Source organism: Oceanobacillus salinisoli (assembly GCF_009733865.1).
Classification (GTDB): domain Bacteria; phylum Bacillota; class Bacilli; order Bacillales; family Amphibacillaceae; genus Oceanobacillus; species Oceanobacillus salinisoli.
In genome coordinates this window covers 32,712-57,506 of the sequence record NZ_WOFB01000023.1, presented here as the reverse complement: position 1 = coordinate 57,506, position 24,795 = coordinate 32,712, and the positions used below count along the sequence as shown (strand labels likewise).

Sequence of the window (24,795 nt, the reverse complement as noted above, 5' to 3'; positions counted from 1 at the left end):
AAAAAGGTTTTATCGCTCATAAACGGGGGAGGAGCGCTCATAGATAAGAATTTCCGCTCATAAAAGGGTGGGAGCGCTCATAAATAAGAATTTCCGCTCATAAAAGGGAGTAGCGCTCATAAATAAGAGTTTCCGCTCATAAACGGGTGGGGAGCGCTCATAAATAAGAGTTTCCGCTCATAAAAGGGAGTAGCGCTCATAAATAAGAGTTTCCGCTCATAAACGGGTGGGGAGCGCTCATAAATAAGAGTTTCCGCTCATAAAAGGGAGTAGCGCTCATAAATAAGAGTTTCCGCTCATAAACGGGTGAGTGGCGCTCATAAAAGAAATTTTCCGCTCATAAACGGTGGAGTAGCGCTTATAAACAAGAATTTCCGCTCATAAAAGGGAGAGGAGCGCTCATAAATAAGAATTTCCGCTCATAAACGGGTGGGAGCGCTCATAAATAAGAATTTCCGCTCATAAGAGGGTGAGGAGCGCTCATAAATAAGAATTTCTGCTCATAAACGGGAGAGTAGCGCTTATAAACGGGAGAGGAGTGCTCATATATAAGACTTCCCACTATCGTAGTAGGCTCCAACATTACTTAATGTTAATCCCGAGTATATATCAATTCAGCGAAAAGCCAAAATTTAAAAGGAGGGTATACATGACTGTACAAGAGGCAGCAACTAGATTGTTGGAAGCGGAAAAATCGAAACATGTTATTCAGCCTTTAACAGAAACGTATCCAGGTATAACCGTAGATGAGGCTTATCATACGCAATTGGAATTTATTCAACGAAAAGTAGACGAAGGAGCTATTATTGTAGGAAAGAAGATTGGAGCTACCAGCAAAGCGATTCAAAATATGTTTGGTGTAAACCAACCAGATTATGGTCATTTACTTGATGACATGATGTATGTGGAAGGAGAAGTGATTTCATTAAAAGACTTCATTCAGCCAAAAGTAGAATTTGAGATTGCTTTCAAGTTAAAAAAAGATTTAAAAGGGCCAAATGTGACGGTTATGGATGTACTCGAGGCCACAGATTATATCGCTCCGGCTATTGAAGTGATTGATAGTAGAATTGCGAACTGGGAAATTAAGTTTGAAGACACCGTAGCAGACAATGGATCGTCTGCAGCAGCCATTATTGGAGGAAAACCAGCTAAGTTAGATGGTATCGACCTCACTCATATTGGCATGGTTGCTTATAGAAATGGTGAAATGATAGATTCTGGTGCTGGGGCTGCAGTTTTGGGGAGTCCATTACGTTCTGTAGCTTGGTTAGCTAATTCATTAGGGAAGTACGATGTTTCCCTTCAAGCTGGTGAAATTGTATTATCTGGTGCGTTAACTAGTGCGGTGGAAATAGAGGATCAAGATACATTCACAGCGGAGTTTGACCATATCGGAGCGATAAGCGTTACATTTAAACGCTAGAAAGAAAGAGGTGAGATTATGATAAAGACAGATGTAGTAGATGTCATTGCCAAGGAACTATATGATGCTGAAAAAAATAAAACAGCGGTAGATAAATTTGTGGATCAATATCCTGAATTAGATGAAGCATTAGCATATCAAATTCAAGATAGATTAGTAGAGATGAAAGAGGAAGCTGAACAGACAAAGCGAGTTGGATGGAAACTAGGACTAACGAGTAAGGCGAAGCAAGAAATGATGGGAGTGCATGAGCCATCTTATGGAGTATTACTTGAAAGCATGCAATTAAATGAAGGCGAGCCCATTTCCATTTCCCCATTTATTCATGCCAAAGCAGAACCTGAGATTGCGTTTGTTTTAAATAAAGAATTAAAAGGGCCACATGTTTCGGTAGCAGACGTATTAGCTGCAACAGCATATGTAGCACCAGCGATTGAAATCATTGATAGTAGATTTTATGGATTTAAGTTTACGTTGGCAGATGCAGTAAGTGATAACTCTTCGTCATCGAAATTCATGATTGGGGAACGTTTCTACAATCCGGAAAATGTAGATTTAAGATTAATGGGATTTGTATATAGGCAAAATGGCGAGGTTGCAGCAACTGGTGCTGGGGCAGCCGTTATGGGGCATCCAGCAAGGGCGGTTGCCTGGCTTGCTAATAAACTGTATCAAGTTGGGAAGAGTCTCAAGCCTGGTGAAGTCATTTTAAGTGGATCTCTGTCTGCTGCATTAGAAATCAAACCAGGAGACCAATTTACGGCAAGTTTCGATGGAATTGGTTTCGTTCAAGCAGTTTTTACAGAATAAATTTAGGAGAGGGGAAGAACAGATGCCACTCATTCAAGTGAATATTTTAGAAGGAAGATCTCCGGAAAGAAAAGAGCGGTTTATTCGGGAAGTAACGGATTTAGCGTCTGAAATTTTTGATGCACCAGAGGAAAATGTACGAGTGATGATCAATGAGATGAAAGCAGAACACTGGGGGATTGCTGGTGAATCGGTAAAGAAACGGAGGGAAAAGTAAGATGACAAATGTGAAAACAGATGTGAAAGAAATCGGCCTATACATTAATGGAGAATATGTACCTGCTAGCGACGATCATACCTTTGAAGTCATGAACCCGGCGAACCAGGAATTGATTGCCCGTGTTAGTGAAGCGACAGAAGAAGATGTAGACCGGGCTTGTCGTGTTGCAAGAGATGCATTTGAAAATGGTCCATGGGGGCAAATGACGGTAGAAGAGCGTGCCGCCAAACTTAGAAAAATGGCAGATATCATTCTGGAAAGAAAAGAAGAAATTGCTCGTTACGATGCCATGGATGTTGGCAAACCATATGAAGCAACGGTAAACCATGAAGTGGCACGGGCAGCAAATAATATCCGTTTCTTCGCGGACTTTGCGGAGAAACAAGGTGGAGAAGCTTATCCAATGGGTGAATCGTACATCAATTATACAAGATATGAGCCGGTTGGTGTTGCCGCCTTAATTACACCTTGGAACGTTCCTTTCATGTTAACGACTTGGAAGCTTGGACCATGTTTAGCTGCTGGAAACACAGCTGTGATTAAGCCAGCTGAAAACACGCCATTATCCGTTTCATTACTTGGAGAAATTGCCAAAGAAGCAGGAATTCCTGATGGTGTCGTAAACGTTGTGCAAGGTCAAGGTGGTGTGGTAGGTAACGCACTTACTACTCATCCGGAAGTAGATTTGGTTTCTTTCACTGGTTCTACTGCTACAGGTAAACGGATTTTAAAGAGTGGTGCAGATACGCTGAAAAAGGTTTCCTTTGAACTTGGTGGGAAAGCGGCAAATATTATATTCGATGATGCCAATCTTGAGAAAGCGATTCCTGGTTCGATACGTGCAGCATTCTTTAACTCCGGTCAAGTATGTCTTGCTGGATCAAGAATTCTCGTTCAGCGTTCTATCCTAGACGAATTTTTAGAGAAATTTAAGCAAGCAGCACAAGCTCTGAAAGTAGGAGACCCACAGGAAAAAGGGACAGATATGGGGCCCCTGGTTAGTGAAGTTCATTATAATAAAGTAACGAGCTACCTTGATATTGCAAAAGAAGAAGGTGCCACGTTAATTAGTGGTGGAAAACGTCCAGACCTTCCTGAACATGTACGTAATGGTTTCTATCTCGAGCCTACGATTTATGTACACGATAATCCGAAATCTCGTATTTGCCAGGAGGAGATTTTTGGACCGGTTGTCACGATTATTCCTTTTGACACGGAAGAAGAAGCTCTTCAAATTGCAAATGACACAGACTATGGATTAAATGGTGTGGTTTGGACCGAAAATCTGCAAAAAGCTCACCGCATTTCTCACGGCGTTCGCGCTGGTACGATTTGGGTTAACTGCTGGTTCGTCCGTGACTTGCGCGCCCCATTCGGTGGATTCAAGAAGAGTGGTATGGGTAGAGAAGGTGGCCATCATAGTATGGAATTTTTTACGGAAGCGAAGAATATTTGTATTGCATTGAATTAGATAAAAGACCGGTTCTTCTAAATTGTTTAGGGGAACCGGTTTTGTTATTTTGGAAAGAGCTCTCCTGTTTGTTGAGTGTACTTTATAAAGCCGAATAAAAGATTGTATTCGTAAGTATTGCTTTTTTCAACACTAGTAATAAGAACATTTTCGTTATTTCATACTACTGATTCTGTTAAACTTATAATCAGGAAATAGTTTGTTTAATCTCGTATGATATGGGGGAGCGATTCAATGGCAGAAATAAAAAAGTCCGAACGTATCCTAGGTCTAATTCATGTCTTAACTAAATACACAGATGAGGAAAATGAGTTAACTGCTCGTGATATTCTTGATCGATTACATGATGAGTTTGATGATACTGTAGAGTTTCATGAAAGTGCAATAAAAAGGGATCTAAGGGAATTAGAGGATTCCAGGTATATTGATTTAATCGTGAATAATGAAGGCGATGGTTTGCCAAAGTATTACAGCTATCAAAATCGGCTTTTTGAGATACAAGAGCTTCGATTATTAATGGATGCGATTTCATCCGCCAGATTTATTACGAAAAAAGATAAGGAAAATATGATTGCCAAAATTAAGAAGCTGACCAGTCATTTTTTAGCTAAACATTTGGAGAACCAAATACATATCGAGGAATTTGCAATTGGTGAGGCCAGACAAGTGAAGTATACCGTATTTACGCTGCACCATGCGATTCATGAAAAGCGAGTTATTCGGTTTAAGTATGGAAGGTACAATGTGAAGAAGGAGTTTGTTCTAAGTAATAATGGTGATCCGAGGGAAATTCATCCTTATGGTTTAATTTGGAAAAATGATTATTACTATTTAATCGGAAAATATGAGCATAAGGATAGTTTGATACATCTAAGGGTGGATCGAATGCTGGATGTCCAAATCACAGATCAGAACTTTCAAATGATAGAACACTTTGATATCACGGAATATGTAAATAGAGTATTCAATATGTTTACAGGTGTGGAGAAGGATTTAAAGGTACGTTTCAGCAACCGATTAATTAATGTCATCATTGATCGGTTTGGAAAAAATGTATCGATTGAACGAGATGGGGAAGATATGTTTATATTGCGGACGAAAGCCATTATCAGTGATGGATTAGTCGGGTGGCTGCTGAATTGGGGGAGTGACGCTCAAGTGATTGACCCTCCAGAACTCGTACAACAGATGAAGGAAGAAAGCAGAAAACTGCATGAAATGTATAATGGTAATGAAGGACCTTAACAAAAAATGTTGGGGTCCTTCTTATTTTTCGTACTATACTTTTACATAGAAAAATAAAGAAAGGGGATATGAAATTGAAAAAATTTATTTTACTGTTGATGGCAATCGTTTTAACATCTGTACTTGTAGCTTGTGGAAGTGAAAGTAGTGAGGAAGAAAACAATGAATCAGCAAATGCTGCCGGGGAAAGTCAGGAGGAATCAGTTGAAAGTGGTGAGGATTCCGAAGCTGAAGCTGAAGGAGAAGAGTCTAATTCAGAGGAAGCTGCGGATGAAGGTGATGTTTTAGAAAGTGATGTTGGAACATTAAATGTTGTTAAGAAAAATAAGGACATGGAAGAAGTATTCACTAGCGGACCAATGGAAATCTCCATCCTTGGTGTGCAAACGGCAGATTTGGAACCAAGTGAGTCATATGGTGAATTCTTTGACAATAAAGACAAAGTAACCATCGTAACTGTTGCGATGAAAGCAGAAAATACTTCAGAAGATACCATCTCCATGTATCCGAATCAAGCAACTTTAACGACAAATGCTGGAGATCAAGTGGATGCAGATTTATGGTTATCCGATAGTGTTGGCGGGGAATTCTTTGGTCCAACGAAGAAGGAAGGGGAGGTTATCTTCCAATTAGATACTCCGGCAGAGGAAATTGAATCAATTAAGCTTATTATCAGCGGGGCACATGATGAGAACTTTGAGACGGTTGGGGAGGATTTGCAGATTGAGATAGAATTGTAAAAATTAGGGGTGTACATTCATTTGTACACCTTTGCCTTTCCTTTCTTTTCAATAGAGTGATACTGACTTACAATGGAGTAAGGAAAAAAGTGAAGCGTTGTCAAAATTATCGAAAAGGATGATTCTATGAAAATTGAAGAAATAAAAACCAAAATGCTCCAAAGTAATTACATAGATATTGCATTCAAACGGTACTTAGAGTTCAAGAAAACACCTTCTTATGAGGAAAAATACAAATTTGAAATATTATCCGAACTAAATGTATGGATGCAAAATCAGGAGATTACTGCAGAATCGGTTCTGGAAATTGCCTTGAAACTACAAAAGTCCAACCCTACTAGTGGTAGTTTTGTGCATTGGAGCAATATTGATCATTTGGTGAAATTTGCAGAGGCAGAACCAGAATTAGTAGGAGAATTATGGAATAAGTTATTTGATTTCAATATTTCGTTAACAGATAGAATTGAATCATTTAGAGAGGCTGGAAAAAAGTTTAATCCTAAAATATCCTTAGGTGCACCATTATTTGGCTATATATTTGCAGCCTACGATGCTTCAAAATATCCAATATATAAGGAAGAGATATTCAAGAGTATTAAAAAATCATATGGAATCGATAATAAACTAGGTTCAGTTGGACAAAATTATGCGGATTATATGACAATTTGTGAAATTGCATTAACCCATTTAAGTGAGGAGCATAGAGAAATAAATATGCTTGATATTCAAGACTATTTCTACTGCAGCACAACGTATAATAAAATAATTGTTGAGAGCGGTGTAGAATTTATTTATGAAATGGCAAAGCAATTATATAATTTTAAGGAAAATCCCGCATTACTCCTAGAAACTATTAAACATTATGACCGTAAGACATTAGAGGTAATTCGAGATATATATCGTAACTCAGAAAAAGTAAACCTTATAAGATTTAAATTAATTGATAAGATAATACAAGGAATCTCGGTTACCATAGATGATTTGGAGGAAATTAAGGAAGAAGTCAATAATAAGTATGAAACGAACATCCTAAAGTCTTGGAATAATTTTACTATCATGTTTCAGCTTTTTTATCACTTTAGAAAATTTAAAGTGCATGAAGAATTGAGTAAAATCCATGAGAGCATTCGGAATTTTGATGAGCTCAGTGAATTTGAATTTGTGGAAGATAAAGTGCTGAATGGATTTAGCTGGAATCAGAATTTTGGAGGATCCGAATGCTGGCTAGCGGTTTTTGAAAAGAAATATGGTTCTCATAGAAGTGCTCCTCAGTTATTTGTGAGTATTTCGGAAGCAGGGATACGTTATGGACTGGGCTATGGATTTGACCATGCACAAAGAGGGAATCAGTCAAATCTTACTGTTTGTGAAGATATAGACAACTTTATTTATGAAGATTTTTGGGAGAAGTTTGTAGCAGTTTCTAATTTGTTGTACTTGAATGATGAGATAGATCCATTCAATGGTCAAGACTTGTTTAGTGTTAATCAATGGAATGAACTACTACAAAATAAAGATATTGTTAAAGAGAATGATCTCGAATATTTATTTGCGATGCATGAGCTAGGTGGAGAAGCAACAGCTACTCAATTAGCTCAACGATTAGGTAAACATCCTTCGTCATTTAATTCACCTGTTGTTAACCTAGCAAAGCGTATTCAAAATGAAACTGGGGTTCCTATTCCACAGCGACGAGATACTGGTGAAAACCAATACTGGCATTTATTATTTAATGGCGAATCTATTGGTTCAAATTTTAAATGGAAATTGAAAGAAAATTTAAAGGAAGCAGTTGCATTAAATTATGAGAACCATGAAGATGAAAGTGCACGTATAGATCCTTATACAAAACAAGATTTCCTAAATGAAGTATTTATGGGAGAAGATCAATATAATCAAATGGTCAACTTGCTGAAATACAAGAAAAACATCATTCTTCAGGGGCCTCCCGGGGTAGGGAAAACATTTGTTTCCAAGCAATTGGTATTTTCTTTAATGGGAAGAAAGGATGAATCAAGAGTGGAAATTGTACAATTCCATCAATCTTATTCCTATGAGGATTTCGTAATGGGATTTCGTCCGAATGAAGACGGTGGTTTTGCTTTACAGTATGGTGTTTTTTATGAGTTCTGTAAGCGTGCAGAGGAAAATCCAGGTGAAGATTTTTATTTTATTATAGATGAAATTAATCGTGGGAATCTGTCTAAGATATTCGGTGAATTGTTCATGTTGATTGAACGTGATAAACGTGAAGAATATGTTACGATGGGATATTCGAAGGAAAAGTTTACAATTCCAAGTAATGTTTATATCATTGGAACAATGAATACTGCCGATCGTTCTTTAGCACAGATTGAAGTTGCATTACGAAGACGATTTGCTTTTATGACACCTGAGCCGTTATTTAATCAAAAATGGGAACGTTTTATGATGGATAAGAGAGTATCTCAAGCAATTATATCTCGTATTTTAAATTCAATTGAAAAAATCAATAACAAAATTCGCGATGATTTCCAGCTTGGAAGAGATTATGAAATCGGTCACTCCTTTTTTACTACTATTCCAGATGAAGTGGATGAGAATGCATGGTACGAAGCAATTATTGAGTATGAAATTAAGCCACTTTTAGAGGAATATTTCTTTGATCGACCTGAAGAGGTAACTGATTTGCTTGAGGGGATATAAGATGGAGACAACATTTAAGGTTCCTATACGTAATCTATTCTGTATGCTTAGTTATACCAACGATATGCCAGAATTAGTGAAGCAATTTACGGATATAGATGAAGATATCATTACTTTTGATTTTCTCGCAAAACGATTTAACGAAGAAACACAGAAATTGTTGAGAAGAGGTTGATAAAAAATTACATTAGTCATGTGGAGCAGACCAATCGTTTAAGTGGAAGGTTGCTAATGAATGAATCGATGCCACTGATTATGGAGAAAAAGCCTGTTGTTGTTTGCGAGAAGGACGAATATTCCAGTGATATTTTATTAAATCAGATTATTAAGGCAACGTTGGAATATATTTATCAAAATCGTTTTGTTCATGAAAAAATAAGAAAGGAAAGCTATTATTGTGGGATCAACTTCCCGGAGTGTCCTCAATTAGTTTAACGAGAGAAATGTTTATTCGCTTGACATTTAACCGTTTAAATATCCATTACAAGTCTATGATTCATTTAGCTAGGTTATTTCATGAGTTGAAATTGTTATCACATAAACATGGGAAATGGAGTCTATTTTCTGTAGAATTAGAAGATAGTGCATTGAATAGTATCTTTGAGAAATTTCTGTTGCGCTTTTATCAAATGGAACAAAAGCAACATAGAGTATGGTCGGAAAGGCTGCATTGGAAGTTGGAAGGAAATTCTTCTTTCCTTCCAACTATGCAGACGGATGTTTCTATGTTGCATAAAAATAAACAAGAGAAGATTATTATCGATGCGAAATTTTATAAAAACATGTTTCAAGAGCATTTTGGCAATCAATCATTCCATAGTCATAACCTGTACCAATTGTTTACGTATTTGATGCATCAGCCAGAAGATTTAAGTATAAGAGGAATATTAATATATCCGTATAATGGGTATCTCGTGAATGAAACGTATCAATGGAATGGGCGTGTTTCAATAGAGGTGGTTAGTTTAAATTTAGGTGATGCTTGGGGGGAGATATATAATCGGTTGAAGAGGTTAATTGAAAGGTAATGAAACCTTTAAGAACAAAAATTTAAGGCTTGTGTTTATTTTTATGGTTACAAATGAGCACTGGTTTTTATATGGATGAGATGAAAGAGATAAATGAACAGGAAATAGTTTAATTATATTAGAGGCTATCCTTTTTTGTGGGGTCTCTTTTTGTTGTTTATTTTTAAACTATACAAATAAGTGGAGAAGTAAAGTATGCATATAGTTCATAGAGTGGCAGCGATTAGAAATTAATGGTTAGTAATTGGTTATTATGAATTAATTTTTTGTCATGATATAGAATTATCAAATACAACAAGTGAAGAAACGACAATATTCTACAATGTCAAAATGTACCTTTATGCTTATAGTAGGTCTTTTGTTATAATTGTAATTATATGAAGAAATATGTGGTTTTCGGAAATATATGAAGATAAATACATCAACCACACACAGAGGTGAGAAAGATATGTCAGATTCTACATTTGACTTTTTACAAGAACTAGATGCAGAGCTCGTACAAATTGGACGCAGTATCGAAAAGATATTTTATGAAGATCCACATGGTGTTTTAATTAAGAGCCGTTTATTTGCGGAACATATGTCGAAAACTGTAGCTGAGTATGAAGATCTTCATGAATTAAAATACTTAAAGCAAGTAGATCGTGTTTCACAACTTGATAGAGAAGGGGTTTTTATTAAAGAAGTTGCTCGTTCCTTCGATACCATTCGAACTACAGGGAACCGTGCTGCACATTCAAGTGCACAGGGAGACCTTGAGTTAGCTTTAAAGATACATAAGAATTTATTTAAAATTTCTGTTTGGTTTAGAGAAGTTTATGGGAGCCATGATTTTACAGTACCTAGCTATAGTCATCCTAAAATACAAAAGAATGAAGGTATAGATTCAAGTAAAATTAGTGAACTAATAGAATCAACATTATCCAAACAGCTTGCTAGCATACTTAAAAGTGACAAAAAACAAGAAACAAATGAAGAGAGCGTAGAAGAAGACATTCATGAAGATACGAAAAAACAAGAGAAAGAAATTTCGCAATTACAAGAAGATAAAGCAGTTGATGATGAAGAGGATGATAAAGAATCTATAGAAATGGATAATCTTTTAAATACTTCAGGAAAGCAATTGTATGGGAGTTCACTTTTATATGAGCTATCAAAATTAAAAGAATCTTCTCAGGAAGCGGTAGAAGGTTCTGATGCGTTTAGTTCTTTTAAAAAATACTTACACGTTGATCGTCCTATTCAGCAAGACTTAATAGACACCTTAATGCAAACTGAAAATAAAAATGATAGTCAATTAATTTTTCTTTGCGGAAGTGTGGGTGACGGTAAGTCCCATTTAATTGCCTATATGAATGAAACATTTCCAGACTTAATGGAAAAGTTTACAGTTCATAACGATGCGACAGAAAGTTTTGATCCCCAAAAAAATTCATTAGATACATTAGCGGAAAGATTACGAAATTTTTCTGATGATCAAATTGAAAAATCAAATGAGAAGCTTATTTTAGCTATAAATCTTGGGGTTTTACATAATTTTTTAGAATCAGATTACGTAAAAGAAAGCTATACAAAATTAGCTGCTTTTATTGAGAAGTCCAAAGTGTTTGAGACAGACTATGTATCGGATAATTTCCATGAGTCTCATTTTAACTTGATTAGCTTTTCTGATTATCATCCATACCAGTTAACAAAAGAGGGGCCACAGTCGGATTACTTTACTCGGTTGTTAGAGAAAATTGTACATCCTGATACGACTAACCCTTTTTACGTAGCATATCAACGTGATTTAAAAGAGAAAGTGGAAAGTCCGTTTATGGTAAATTACCGTTTCTTGCAATCAGAATCAGTACGGGAAAAAATATCACAGCTCTTAATCCAGGCAAATGTAAAACACAAATACATTATTTCAACTCGTGCACTTTTAAACTTTATTCATGATATCCTTGTCCCTGCTAACATAGAGGAACATTTAACATCGACATCCGTTATTGAAGATACACAAGTTTTGTTACCCAATATATTGTTTAGTAGTATGGATCGATCGTCGTTATTAAAAGTTATGTCACAACTTGACCCCATCCATATTCGTTCAGGAAAAATTGATCAAATTTTAATTGAGCTTAATAATTCTAATGATATTTCTAAAGTATTTCAAAAATATTTACAATTAGATGGATTAGAAGTTTGGATTGATCAGTTATCTGATTTAGGGGCTTTTTATGAATTAACCATTCCGACACGCCAAGTGTTAAATGCCTCGTTAATTCGTTTTGGCTATTTCTTAGGAAGTAATTTAAAAAAAGTTTATGAAGATGAAACGTATGAAAAGTTTATGAGCTATTTGTATGCATATAATGTCGGTATACCTGCTGGTTTAAAAGACCTTTATCAGGAAACAGAGAACGCTGTATTTGCCTGGAAAGGTGGACCAAAACATAGTTCTTCATATATTTACATTGACGAATCGTTAAGTGCCATGAATATCGCACAATACTTAGAATTAAAACCGTACACGAAGAATTTAATTAAACGGGATGAGGAAATTTTTAACCGCTTTAAAAACACAATAATAGTAGGATTTCAGGACAATAATAAAACAAAGCATGCATTACTAGAAATTGATTATCCACTTTATGAAACGATTTTAAAGGTTTTACAGGGATACAGACCTAATAAGAAGGATAAAGAGGATGCTATTCAATTTTTGGAATTTGTCGATAAATTAATGAGGATAGGCAAGAAGGAAGATGAGCTTGCTGTTTATGATAGTTCGGACGATATTCTTTTTAAACTAGAGTACGATGAAGATTTTGATGAATTTTCATTTAAAAGGGAGTAATTATGAGTTATACAGAACATTTAAACGAGTTGCGTAAATCATTATCTATTAAAAAGGATAAGCAGGGATTAAAGCATACGATAAATAAAAAAAGTCCAATATTGCCATTTCCTACTCGTAATCCAGAACGTGCTAAATTTGCACAAGGATTCAACGGGGTTACTGGTGAATTTGCAAGGACTATTAGCGATAATAAAATTAATGCAGACGTTACAATGGATTCGGTTATCGAAAAGATTACAAATAAAGTAAATCCTAAAGAAGAGGATATGCCCTATTTTGTTCGGTTGGTTCATATGTTTCTTTCTGATGACTTAAAATCTATGAAGGTATTTCATCCACATATTTTTCAGTATACTCCAATGACGTCAGGTAAAGAAGCCAAAGGGGAAGCAAATATAGCTTTGTTTATTAGGGACGTCTTATTAGGAAAAGATGATAATGTTAGAAACTTCTTTGCAAAAACGGAAGCAGATCATCTTGTAGCTAAACTAATTCTAGATCAATTAGACCACCTGGAAAATTCAGAGCGTGAGAATCGCTACCATAACTTAATTCCAATGATATCAGATGTTTTTAAAGAGGATTTATTGTATTTGATGAATCATAGGGAATACTTTATTGAAAATATTCATTTATTCTTGGCGTATTATTATTTCTTTTATATTACACAGGTAACGTTAAAGCTAAACCAGTTCCAAAAAGGGACCTGGGATACGATTAATGAAGTAGTTTATACATTGGACTGGGAAGCTTCTAGTAAGAGTAGAATTGGATACGAACGTGGTTATCAAAGGATTAAAGAATCAGGAAGACATTTGTTAGTGCATGTCAATTGCTTGGAACATTTGAATTTCTTGTTCGGTACAACACATGCTAGTGGTTATTCGGATCTAAAGCAACAATATGAAAAATTAACGGTGGAAGAGCAACGGGACTTGGTACAAGTATTAAGGAAGTGGATAGAGGAATATCGTTACCACACTTCTTTACCTGAATTAGATTTGAATGATAATAGTTATGATAATTTAGTAATGAAACTATATCAAAGCATAAATGAAGGAATTACATTAGAAACGAAAAGCCGTTATTCCTTATCTATTGAGGAAATAGGGAAAAGGTATTTTCTGAAAACTAGAGGAGTGCTTGGATATATGTTAAATATATCCCAGGATTTTCTCTTACTATTAACGACGATTAGTGTGAAAGATAAACGAAAATCATTAAAGGACGTTTTTAAGGAGTTTGAACGACGTGGTATCTTTTTTGATCGCCATTCACAAGAAGCGGTTGTTCAACTATACGATAAATTAAATATTTTGGATAAAAAGAGTGATAGTGGGGATGCACAATATGTTAAACCAATTTTATAACTATCTGTCTGAAAAGCTAACAACATTTTTTAAAGAACAATCATTGGCTGGTGGAGAACGTTTCTATCTCCAATTTGATGATGAAAGTCAGGTAGACGAATTTTATCAAGCATTAAAACAGCAACCAAATGCTGAGGAATTTGAATATCAACATGAACAAGGATCACCATATTATACCTTTTGTTTGGTTGTAGGGGATATAAAGGTTGTTGTAGCAGCAACCGTAGATAATGTGACACCTGATTTTCTTGTAACACTTCGAAATAAGGTTGGAGAACAGACAGGAAAACTGGAAAATACGGCGTTACTTAGCATTTGTCACGAAACACTGGATAGTATCAGAGGTGGAAGTAGTGACCTACAAAAAGAAGGAATGCCCTTACATGTTAAGTCTATTACGAAAACACTGAAGCAAGAAATCGAACAATCTGATTTAACGAAAAAAGAAAAGGAAGTAGCTAATTTCTATTTACGGAAAAAATTAGAGAACATGATTTTACAACCTTCTCTATCTGATTTTGCAGAAGTATTAGCTCTTTTATCTCAAGGGACGATTAATAAATATGATTATCCAGCTCTAGGTTTATTCTATGATGATCAGCTAGAACAATATACACCATCACAAATGCGAAAACGATTAGAAGAAAATCATGTTTTTTTTGAGAAGGTTCAACATATTCATGAATATGAAAATTTAGATCAACAGCTAGAAAAGTCATTTGATGATAAGGGTGTAACACGACTTAAGAAAGATGACTGGAAAGATGTGGATTATTCTTTTGTTAAAGATTCAAATGAAAAACTAATTGTGCAAAGTAAAAAGTCATTAGAATACCTAGAATCAAACAGTAAGAAAACAGAAGAAGGCTTAATTTATTGGGAGAAACCGTTTCGTGAAACAAAAGCAGGAGAAAGAAAACGTCATATTATCATCTTTAATGCAGATAAAAAAGGTGAAATAAATATTACATTTGAATTTGATGAGCGTTTAAGAAAGGAATTTATTCATAAAAAGAGTAAAGATATAGCTTCTACATCAAATAAAAAGTTAAAAATTAAATTGGAGCATTCTCCAGGAGAGACAACTTTTTATAAAGTCGTGTATAAACATAATAATGAAACGAAATCCACATTTGAATTTAATATAGCCATTGTAGAGTGTTCTCCTGAATTTCTCAAATCCATTCAAACACAATATGAAATAAAAGAAAATGAAAGAAGAATTGTTATTCATAATGATGGAGATAACATTTACATTGGCCCGGAAAAGCAACAAGTAGATGAGTGTTATATTGAAGAACAAGATGAAACAGTTGATGTATCTTCGGAAAAGGAAGGTATAGAAATATCAACTGCATCTCCTGCATGGTCAGATGAATCTTTACTCTTTCAGCTGAAAACGGCTGAGTTTACATTGCCTTTCAAAATCAAAGATCAAATATCTAAGAGTACTCCGGTAGTAGGTAAACAAATTTGGAAACTTAAAAGAGAGAAGCAAGGGCACTTTCTTTATGACAATGGGAAACTTCAAATTGGTACACAGGAATATTATCCACGAGAAGAATTTAAGTATTATTTATTAGCAGAAGAAAAGTGGATTACGGAAAACATGTTCTATGCAAATAAGACGGCATCAGGAATTGAAGCCAAACATCTAGAACTTCCTGAACCTCTTAAAGAAAGTTATCAACAATTAGTAGAATATTATCAAAGCAATAACTTATTGCCTAGTTTGGCATACATGGATGAGAAATTGCGAACATTAGCCCAATCATATGTTAATGTTTTTAATGAATCGATTCGTTCTATTGAAGAAAATGTAATTATCACCGAACAACAGAAGAATTTATTAAAGCTAGGAATGATAAAAGAAAAAAAACGAATCTATCTAACACCATTACATCCATTAAATGTTGCTTATCAGTTAGCAATTTATAATCAATTAAGCACTGAATATATTGAACAACATATTTTAGATCGTTTGCGTCCGAATAATTTACTGCCATTTATTTATGGAGAAAATGATATGCTCTATCGTCCGGTTGTACAATACGATGCTAGTGAATGGATTTTATACCAACCGATGAAACAAGTCACTGTAGGCGAATCGAATGCATACTTAGCAAATGTGGTAGAGGAGAAATTACATCAATTTGTTGATCATTTTCAATATTTATTTTTAGAGGGTGCTAATTCTCCTTTGAAAATTAACGTTATTAATATTACCAATGACCTAGAGGTTTTAAAGGGATTATTTAACTTTGTAAAAGAAAGAATTGAAAAATATGGTCCGAACCATGTCCTCCCATTAGAGGTCGCGTTATATCAGGATACAGATATTTTAAGTTCGTTTGAAACATTTTCAATTTACGACGATATTGATCTTATTGAAGAGAAATTAGATATATCACTCGATTCGAAGGTGCTTGACCCGAGTGATATGCTCCGAATAATTCGGGAAAATATACGTTATTATAAAATTATCGATAATGGTGAATACAATTATGCCCATATATCGTTTTATAAGATGGCCTCTCAAGATAGTCATGCCAAAGACAATATGGAAGAAATGGAAACAGGTTTGTCACTTAATGGGTTATTGTCTTCGGTTACATCCGTAACTGGAAGACAGGATTATCGAACAGGATTTGGTAAAAAAAATGTATTAAATAACCATGATTCATTAATTGAAACATCATCTTTACTAAATGAGTTAGCAGGTAATCTTCAAAATGAAGGAAGTAATCCATATCGGAAAAACGAATCGATTGTAACAAGAACAAGTTCCTTAAAAGAAGAACTATTGAACTCACTATATGATTCTTCTTACTGGGTAACGTTTATCGATCCAAATGTTGGTTTAGATTTCTTCCAACGATCTGAACGTAATTTATTAATTATACATTATAGTGATCAGTACACATCCTCTAGTCAGTTTGATGCCATAACCGTTACCGATAAATCATCACAGTATCGTCATGTAATTAAGCAGTATTTGGAGGAAGAATATATTAGTGCTGATGACGAGAAGATCAACTCTGCAATACGTGCATTTAATGCGATTAACGGTGAATGGTTACTTCGTATTATTGGCAGTAAGGGGCAATTTTCGAGGGAAAAGTTAAGCATTATTTCTGCAATTAAGTACACGTTAAGTTTCTTAGATATGGACAATATTGTGTGGATACCTATTTCGTTGGAAGAAATTTTAAGAGTTGCAGGTGTAGTCAAACTAACCAAGAGTGAAGGTATTTTCTCTGCGAAAAACCTAGGGGTTAAAGGCTCAACAAGTGATGATCTCTTACTTGTAGGAATGGAGTTAATAGAGGATAAAGAAGTCTTTCTTCATTTCTATCCAGTTGAAGTAAAGGTTGGATTAAACTCTGTTTCAACCATAGGAAAAGCAAAAGATCAAATTACAACAACGAGGAAGCTATTGGATGAACAATTAAGAATAGAAGATGAAGATGGAAATATTAAATTTAAAAATAAGTTCTTCCGTAACTTTTTTGTTCAAATGTTTTTAGCAAATGCTCAAAAGTTTATCGCCAATCAATTGTGGCCAGAAAAATCTTTTGATGTAATTGATAAAGTGAAAGCAAAGTTACTGAATGATGATTACCAAATTGGCTACCATTTCCGCCCATATATTGGTAAGGGCATGATACTGTCCTTTAAAAAAGAGGCAACATGGAGATCTGCTGTAATCGAGAATGATACTCTAATTTTAGAATTATCCGAAGAGGATGCTTATTCCGGTGTGATTGAGGAAATTGAAACAATTCGTACACGTATTCATAAAGGGAAAACGGATATAAATACATCTATTCTATTGGAAAATAGTTACCAAAGTAATGGCGAAAGATTGGATGACTCCCTGAAAGTAGCTGAAGAAAAAGAGAAATATGGTCAAACAAGTAACGATAATCAAGGTGAAAAGTTAGTAGATGCACCTGAAGAGGGCAAGAAGCCAAATGTTTCTCCTGAAATAAAGGTGTCTAAGAAGAAAGATGTAAAGGACGTCCGGGTATTACTTGGAAGTGTGCAAGGTTCAACCCATAAAATTTATTGGGAATATGGCAACCAAGAACTAGCAAATCGTCATATATTAATATCCGGTAAGTCTGGACAAGGGAAGACGTATTTTATTCAATGTCTATTAATGGAACTAGCAACAAATGATGTATCAAGTATAATTTTTGATTATACTGGTGGATTTAAAAAGTCTAAATTGGAGCCAGAATTTAAAGATTATCTAGGAGATAGGTTAGAGCAAATTCTTGTTGCAAGGGATAAATTTCCAATTAATCCATTCAAGCTAAATCAAAAAGAATTGGATGAGGGCGAATATATACAAGAAGATTTTTCGGATGTAGCAGATCGAATGAAAAGTGTGTTTGCAGCCATTTATAAAGATTTAGGAATTCAACAGCTTAATGCAATTTATCAAGCAATTATGAATGGGTTGCGTAAATACGGTGATGGAATGAACATGGAGATGTTGCGTAGTGAATTGGCAGAAGACACTTCTGGTCCAGCAAAAACAGCTTTGTCCCAATTAAATCCAATGATTGATAAAGATCCCTTTGATAATTCTCGTGCAGAATTTAACTGGGGGGAATTAGATAAAGGGAAAGGAAAAGTATTCATTATTCAGCTTACGGGGTTTGCCACAGACATCCAAAAAGTAATTACTGAATTTATTCTGTGGGATTTATGGTATTACAAACTCCAGCACGGAGACCAAAGTATTCCATTACCTGTAATTTTAGACGAAGCTCAAAACTTAGACCATAGTGACAAGTCACCGAGTGCTAAAATATTAACAGAAGGAAGGAAATTTGGCTGGTCAGGTTGGTATGCGACACAGTTCCTTAAGGGTCTACTATCCACCGATGAAATTGCCCGATTGCAAAACTCCAGCCAGAAGGTTTATTTCTTACCACCAGAGAATGAAGTGAATTCCATTGCTGGAAATCTATCCCATGACCAAGCCTCGAAGAAAGAGTGGGAAAAGAAATTAGTAGGACTTAATAAAGGCCAATGTATTTCCTATGGTCCTACTATTGGAAGAGACGGAAAACTTACACAAGGTGAACCCGTTGTAGTTAATATTACTTCATTGAGTGAACGGATTCGGTTGTTAGAGGAATAGAACCATGTGAACCAATATAAAGGATAAATATTTTTTATAAGTCAATATTTTTCAAGTACTCATATTTGAGTACTTGATCTTTTATTATCATTAGTAAATTGTTGAGACAGGTTCTTTTGATAATCTGTAATTATCTCTATTGGTGGTCATATTACATTGCAGTGATGAAGATTGAAAATATTTAATGAAATTTAGGAATATTGCCCCTGAATTTGTTAAGATATGGGATAATATGATTATTGCTAATGACATAAAACTTCATAAACTAGGATGTGTTTCGAAATGATTATAAGAAAAAAGAGAACGGAAAGAAGGTAAAATCTATTTTCTTCGAGTTCATAAAATCCAGGTTTAAAATGAATCCAATATTATCTGAGTTAGGCTTCATCCAAAAAGCAGTAAAGGGTTGGACAGTTACTAAATAAGGATTAAGTGTTGGTGGAAGGCAATTGGAATACGATAAAACTGGAGTACCGTATGATAATTGGCCTGAGAGCATTTTACAAAATAAAAGGCTAATAGAAACTGTTAATGAGATCAATGGTGTGGAAACTAAGTCAGAAAGCACTAATGAAGAAGATTCGCTAGGATTTAGAGAAAAATTTGTTGCAACTCATAGAGCTGCGGACGGACATTATGTGCGATCAAGAGCAGAAATGTTAATAGATAATTGGTTGTATATGTCAGAGATTGCTCACGCATATGAGCGAAAGCTACCGATTGAAGAAGATGTTTATTCTGATTTTTATTTACCTGTAGGGAAGGTTTACATAGAATACTGGGGATTAGAAAATGATCCAAAATATTCACAAAGAAAACTAGATAAGCTGAAAATTTATGAGAAGTATGGATTTAACTTAATCGAATTACAGGATGCTGATATTCAAAACTTAGATGATATTTTACCAAAGAAGTTGCTGAAATTTGGTATACAAGCATATTAGTGTTTCATATACAGAAGATAGAAAAACAAAGGTGACAATCATCTATTATCTTCATCTAAAAATCTATTTATATTAATAATACTGTAGCTCAAGTGCTTTTATGTACAAATAAACTGTAAATAATGATAATAAGTGAATTTACATTATGAAATTCAATAAACATTTGGCCTAATATAATACTATAAAATATTAAATCAGTGGTGAAATAATTTGAAAAAACAAGTGCGCAGTTGGTACAAGGATTCCTATTTAAATAACTTAATTGGTAGAAAAAAAGTAGATTGGTCCATATTTCAACACGGAACCACCATTCCAAAGGAGTTTTACGAGGATTTTGAGAAAGCAAATAACAACCATTCTTTAACAATTGGTGAAAGGGTCGATGTAGACTTAATCATTGAAGATAAAACATTTCAAGCAAAATTATTTTATGTACCTAGGAAAGAAAACAATAGTGGATCACTACAAATTCGCTATGATGAGAATACTGCTTTAAAAGATCTACTAAAAGAAACCTTTTCAACAACATATCAATACTTAACCGAAAATCGCCAAGAAAAAACAAAGAAGCCCGTCTATACTCCAGATGATATGGCAGAGTACATCGATTTCTACCAAACGGATAAACCTTATGTATATAAGGTGGAGTTTCAGCCAAAAGGAAACCCGGTTTCTAAACCTTCCTTTTGGTGGGTGAACCAAGGACAAACATATAGACAGGAAAAAGATGGAGGATTTCTTTGGGCTCCTCAACAGTCTAAGCAGGGAAGATCGATCAACCATCATGTTAGATTACTGGAAGCAAATGTTGGCGATGTTGTATTTTGTTACTCTTCTACACAGCTTAAATCGGTAGGGATCGTGAAGCATACGGCGGTTGAATCTCCAAAACCATCAGCAATCGCTAACCATGATTGGCAGCGGGATGGGTATCTTCTTGAAGTAACATATTTTGAGTTAGAGCCTGTTATACGTAAAGAGGAAATTCCTGAAGTGTGGAGGTTGGAGGAAGGTGGTCCATTTGATGTAAATGGAAATTTAAAGCAAGGATACTTTTTTCAGTTATCTGGGGAATTTGCAAATAAACTATTCCAGCAATTTAGACAAAGGTTTGCTCCGGAGGTTAAAACAAAAATGTCAGCATATGAACCAAAACATGAAAACCCTGAAGTACACAATCCTTCACAAGATTATTTATCAAGTAAAGATGTTATTAATCATATTGATTCATACATAAAATCAAAAGGCTTTTATTATCCAAAAGAAGAGATTATCAACCTTTTTTTAGCACTTAAGACGAAACCATTCGTTATTCTCTCTGGCATTTCTGGTACAGGAAAAACAAAAATAATTCAATGGTTTGCAGAAAGTGTTGGGGCTACGGAAGAAAATGGGCAATTTGAGCTGATTCCAATTCGGCCTGACTGGAATGATGGATCGGATTTACTAGGATATGTTGACATTAAGGGAGATTTTAAAATGGGACCGCTGACAAAGGTGATAAAAAGAGCGGTGGGCAATCCGGACCTTCCTTACTTTGTCCTATTGGATGAGATGAACCTGGCGAGAGTGGAGTATTACTTTAGTGATATCTTATCTGTCATGGAAAGCCGGAAATGGCAGAACGGGAAAGTTGTTTCTTCTAAGCTGCTAACAGAGGAGGTAGCAGGTGAAGACCTGATACTTTCCTAATAATCTTTATGTTATCGGAACAGTAAACATGGATGAGACAACACATCCGTTTAGTAAAAAGGTGCTTGACCGGGCAAATACAATCGAGTTTAATCGCGTGGATCTTAGTAATCTAGCTTTTCTTAATGAACAGGATGGTGTTCATCCAGTAAGTGTCGGTCATAACACCTTCGCGTCGACCTATCTGCACTTGAAAGATCTATATCAGGAGAATAGTGAACTTGTGGAGCGGGTAACAAATGAGTTAGTTAAAATAAATGGGGCCTTGCAACTGGCTAACGCACATGTGGGCTATCGTGTTCGGGACGAAATTTGCTTTTACATGGCCTATAATAATGAACAAGATTTGTTTCGATTTGAAGAAGCAATGGATCATTGTATTTTGCAAAAGATATTGCCAAGAATTTCAGGCAGTGATGTACGGGTTGATCAGCTACTTCGAAATCTATATCAATTGTTTACCAATAAACAGTTTGAAGAAGATCTGGATATGCTGGAATTGGATCTGAACAGTGCCATCTACCCTAGGAGTGCTGAAAAGGTCGTTGAGATGCATAGGAGGTTAAGAGAGGATGGCTTCACTTCCTTCTGGATATCGTAATAATGCGGACGTGGAATTAGTAAAAATTGAAACAGCAGATTTGTCACTTATTCTGAAAGGGAAGCCTTATCATGAGCGATATGAAGGGTTAAACCAGTACCGAATGATGGACTTCCATGATGTTATGGAATTTTCAGTTGAAGGTGTGGATATCCAGGAATTGAAGGTTTATGACATTGGTGAACGAGAGCTTGTTGAACCGACAAATCTTCGGCCTGTTTTTTTTGAAAATGGTATTTATTCCTTGATGGTCATGCCGAAAAGCGAAGAAGAATTGACCTTTTATCATGAGCATCCGCTCCTGAGAAATGCTGTTAATGTTATGGATTTTGGTGATAAAAAAGTACTCTCAGGAAATCTCCAATTTCAAAATGAAGTTGGTTTAACAACATTTGAGATTCGAAACAGGAACAAATCGCTTCTTGAGGTTACGCTGGAAATTTTCCCATCCAAGCTCGATTATAAAAATGATTATAAAAAACTTTTGGAAGAAGTGAATGATGAAATTTACAATTTGGCATATCACTTTATTCGTAAAACATATCTAAAAGCAGGCCTGAAACTGGAAGGAAATCCATCAAGGACAGAATTTTACCGTTTAATGAGTTATCATTTTAAAAAGTTTTTGCAGTCCATCACTCGAATTGAGCAGCAGCCTCATCATCAATTGTTTAACGTGCATGAAAAAGCAAGAGGGGATCAGCTGAGAAAGTTGGATTCCAGAAGTCGGTCCTATTTACGGAAACGTCCGAGTCTGTTTGTGGAAGTGAATAACGGGATTTCTTTTGGAAAGAAACAGATCATGCCAACAGAAGGATTAAGGAGTAAGAAGGAATTAACCTTTGATACGGTTGAAAATCGGTATGTGAAATGGATGATCGAACGGTTAATCCATAAGCTCAAGGATTTACTGCAGTCCATTTTGCAGCAAAATAAACGATATCCACAAGATCCGGATCGTGATTTAATAGAGAAGATAGAAAAAATGATCAAGCAGCTTGAAGCTCGGTTAAAGCATTCTTTTTGGACTAATGTCGGAAAGTTGGATCGTTCGGTGATGAGTCTTGTAATGCAGATGGCTCCAGGCTATCGAGATGCTTTTCAGATTTTCTTAACGGTTTCGAAAGGATTGGCGCTACAGGGTAAGCTTTATCAAATGTCGGTAAAGGATGTTGCCACTTTATATGAATATTGGACATTCCTTAAACTCGGGCAAATTCTTGATCGAAACTATAAGCTGATGAGTCAGGATATTGTGCAAGTGAATAGGGAAGGCCTGTATGTTAACCTGGAAGCAAATAAAACAGCAAAGAGGATTTACCAGCATCCTGTTACAAAAGAGGAAATTATCTTAACCTACCAGAAAAGGGAAGGGAAGCTGCCAACTGTTCCCCAGAAACCTGATACGATGCTAACCATCGAAAAAAAGGGGAATGATTACACATATAACTATATTTTTGATGCAAAATACAGGATTGATTATGCACAGGAGGACAGTTACTATAAAAACCATTACGTAAATCCGGGCCCGATGGAGGATGATATCAATACGATGCATCGCTATAGGGATTCGATCGTAGCGGCCAACGACGGTCCATATGAACGAACCGCTTTTGGTGCCTACGTATTATTTCCATGGTTTGATGAACAGACGTATCAAAACCATCATTTTTATGCAAGTATTGATAAAGTAAATATTGGTGGTCTTCCATTCCTACCTAATGCAACTACTTTAGTCGAACGATTTGTAAATAGGTTGATTGATAAAAGCCCAGAGGAAATTCAGAAGGAAGGAATCCTGCCGCGTGGGACTCTGGAAGAATGGAAATCGAGTCTGGCTGATATTGTTCTTGTTGGACTTGTTTCAAGTAAGGAAGATTATGACCAGTTCGTAAGGAAAGGATATTATACTTTACCGGCAGAGAAATTAAGGAAGGGCTGGCAGGGAGCGAGGTACATTGCTCTGTATGTGAAGAGCGGTGTTATGTCTCAGCACGGTGTTTTAGTTTATGGGGAAGTTCAAGATGTTGGGGTTCAAGATGATTTTGTGAGATTTGAAGTGGGGTATTGGGTCAATCTGCCTCAAGCGATTAAACCTGTTCGGTATGGAATCTCCAGCTATATTCTTACAACTTTGGATAACTTAAAAGAAGCAGCCGAGCTTCCAGAATTGTTTATGAAATCTATTGAGGAAAAGACTATTTGGAGAATGCTGCGGAGGGTATCTGATCGCATCAAATTGAATTTGGATGATTTTAATATGGATCAGGCTTCTAAAGTTAAGGAATATCGGATAAAAGATATAACTGTGAAAATGAATAAGGTGGAGAATTCTGTTGTTTTTGTTAAAGACGGTTATAAAGAGGCTGTTTCTGCTGAAGAATTGGAGCGAAATCCAGCTGGTGTGTTTCGGGTGCTGATTGGGATGATGGAATGATAGTTATTTATTAAAGCCTCTGGAATTTAATTCTGGAGGCTTTTTATAAAAAGTATAAAAAGATTTAACTGACTGATGTTGATAAAAGTGAAGAAGAGATTAAGCAAACAGAAAGGAAGGGTGTTC

General features: G+C 35.5%; 15 protein-coding genes and 1 pseudogene. All 16 read left to right on the top strand.

All coding sequences use genetic code 11. The annotated features are described in order from the left end of the window. Window positions 1-649 precede the first annotated feature (649 nt). Window positions 650-1,426 (top strand): 2-keto-4-pentenoate hydratase, encoded by a 777-nt coding sequence (locus GMJ66_RS16225; protein ID WP_156291365.1) that lies wholly within the window; start codon window positions 650-652, stop codon window positions 1,424-1,426. Window positions 1,427-1,444: 18 nt separating this feature from the next. Then, window positions 1,445-2,236, top strand: a complete 792-nt coding sequence (locus GMJ66_RS16220) for a 2-keto-4-pentenoate hydratase (protein ID WP_156291364.1) — start codon at window positions 1,445-1,447, stop codon at window positions 2,234-2,236. Window positions 2,237-2,258: 22 nt separating this feature from the next. Then, a complete protein-coding gene (locus GMJ66_RS16215; protein ID WP_156291363.1) occupies window positions 2,259-2,453 on the top strand; it encodes a 2-hydroxymuconate tautomerase in 195 nt (64 codons plus the stop codon). 1 nt (window position 2,454) lies between these two features. Then, window positions 2,455-3,927 (top strand): aldehyde dehydrogenase, encoded by a 1,473-nt coding sequence (locus GMJ66_RS16210; protein WP_156291362.1) that lies wholly within the window; start codon window positions 2,455-2,457, stop codon window positions 3,925-3,927. Between the two features lie 234 nt (window positions 3,928-4,161). After that, window positions 4,162-5,172, top strand: coding sequence for a helix-turn-helix transcriptional regulator (locus tag GMJ66_RS16205; RefSeq protein ID WP_197046745.1), 1,011 nt, complete (start codon window positions 4,162-4,164; stop codon window positions 5,170-5,172). 74 nt (window positions 5,173-5,246) lie between these two features. After that, window positions 5,247-5,912, top strand: a complete 666-nt coding sequence (locus tag GMJ66_RS16200) for an LptM family lipoprotein (RefSeq protein ID WP_197046744.1) — start codon at window positions 5,247-5,249, stop codon at window positions 5,910-5,912. A gap of 126 nt (window positions 5,913-6,038) precedes the next feature. After that, window positions 6,039-8,597: an AAA family ATPase gene (locus tag GMJ66_RS16195; protein ID WP_156291359.1), complete on the top strand. Its 2,559-nt coding sequence runs from the start codon at window positions 6,039-6,041 to the stop codon at window positions 8,595-8,597. A 1-nt stretch (window position 8,598) separates the two neighbouring features. Then, window positions 8,599-8,772 (top strand): hypothetical protein, encoded by a 174-nt coding sequence (locus GMJ66_RS16190; RefSeq protein WP_156291358.1) that lies wholly within the window; start codon window positions 8,599-8,601, stop codon window positions 8,770-8,772. Further along, window positions 8,769-9,032: a 5-methylcytosine restriction system specificity protein McrC gene (locus GMJ66_RS20950; RefSeq protein ID WP_197046743.1), complete on the top strand. Its 264-nt coding sequence runs from the start codon at window positions 8,769-8,771 to the stop codon at window positions 9,030-9,032. Before GMJ66_RS16190 ends, GMJ66_RS20950 begins: the two co-directional genes overlap by 4 nt. Continuing rightward, entirely contained in the window at window positions 8,993-9,625 is a 633-nt protein-coding gene (locus GMJ66_RS16180; RefSeq protein ID WP_197046742.1) for a 5-methylcytosine restriction system specificity protein McrC, read from the top strand. Before GMJ66_RS20950 ends, GMJ66_RS16180 begins: the two co-directional genes overlap by 40 nt. A gap of 448 nt (window positions 9,626-10,073) precedes the next feature. Next, window positions 10,074-12,467: a DNA phosphorothioation-dependent restriction protein DptF gene (dptF, locus tag GMJ66_RS16175; RefSeq protein ID WP_197046741.1), complete on the top strand. Its 2,394-nt coding sequence runs from the start codon at window positions 10,074-10,076 to the stop codon at window positions 12,465-12,467. A 2-nt stretch (window positions 12,468-12,469) separates the two neighbouring features. Beyond that, window positions 12,470-13,840 (top strand): DNA phosphorothioation-dependent restriction protein DptG, encoded by a 1,371-nt coding sequence (gene dptG / locus GMJ66_RS16170; protein WP_156291354.1) that lies wholly within the window; start codon window positions 12,470-12,472, stop codon window positions 13,838-13,840. After that, on the top strand, window positions 13,821-18,995 hold the full coding sequence (gene dptH, locus GMJ66_RS16165) for a DNA phosphorothioation-dependent restriction protein DptH (RefSeq protein WP_156291353.1): 5,175 nt from the start codon (window positions 13,821-13,823) through the stop codon (window positions 18,993-18,995). The genes dptG and dptH overlap by 20 nt, the downstream gene beginning before the upstream one ends. A gap of 449 nt (window positions 18,996-19,444) precedes the next feature. Then, on the top strand, window positions 19,445-19,939 hold the full coding sequence (locus GMJ66_RS16160; RefSeq protein WP_231514963.1) for a hypothetical protein: 495 nt from the start codon (window positions 19,445-19,447) through the stop codon (window positions 19,937-19,939). A gap of 591 nt (window positions 19,940-20,530) precedes the next feature. Beyond that, a pseudogene (locus tag GMJ66_RS16155) lies at window positions 20,531-22,232 on the top strand (McrB family protein). Next, window positions 22,204-24,669, top strand: coding sequence for a restriction endonuclease-like protein (locus tag GMJ66_RS16150; RefSeq protein ID WP_156291352.1), 2,466 nt, complete (start codon window positions 22,204-22,206; stop codon window positions 24,667-24,669). Before GMJ66_RS16155 ends, GMJ66_RS16150 begins: the two are co-directional and overlap by 29 nt. Window positions 24,670-24,795 lie beyond the last annotated feature (126 nt).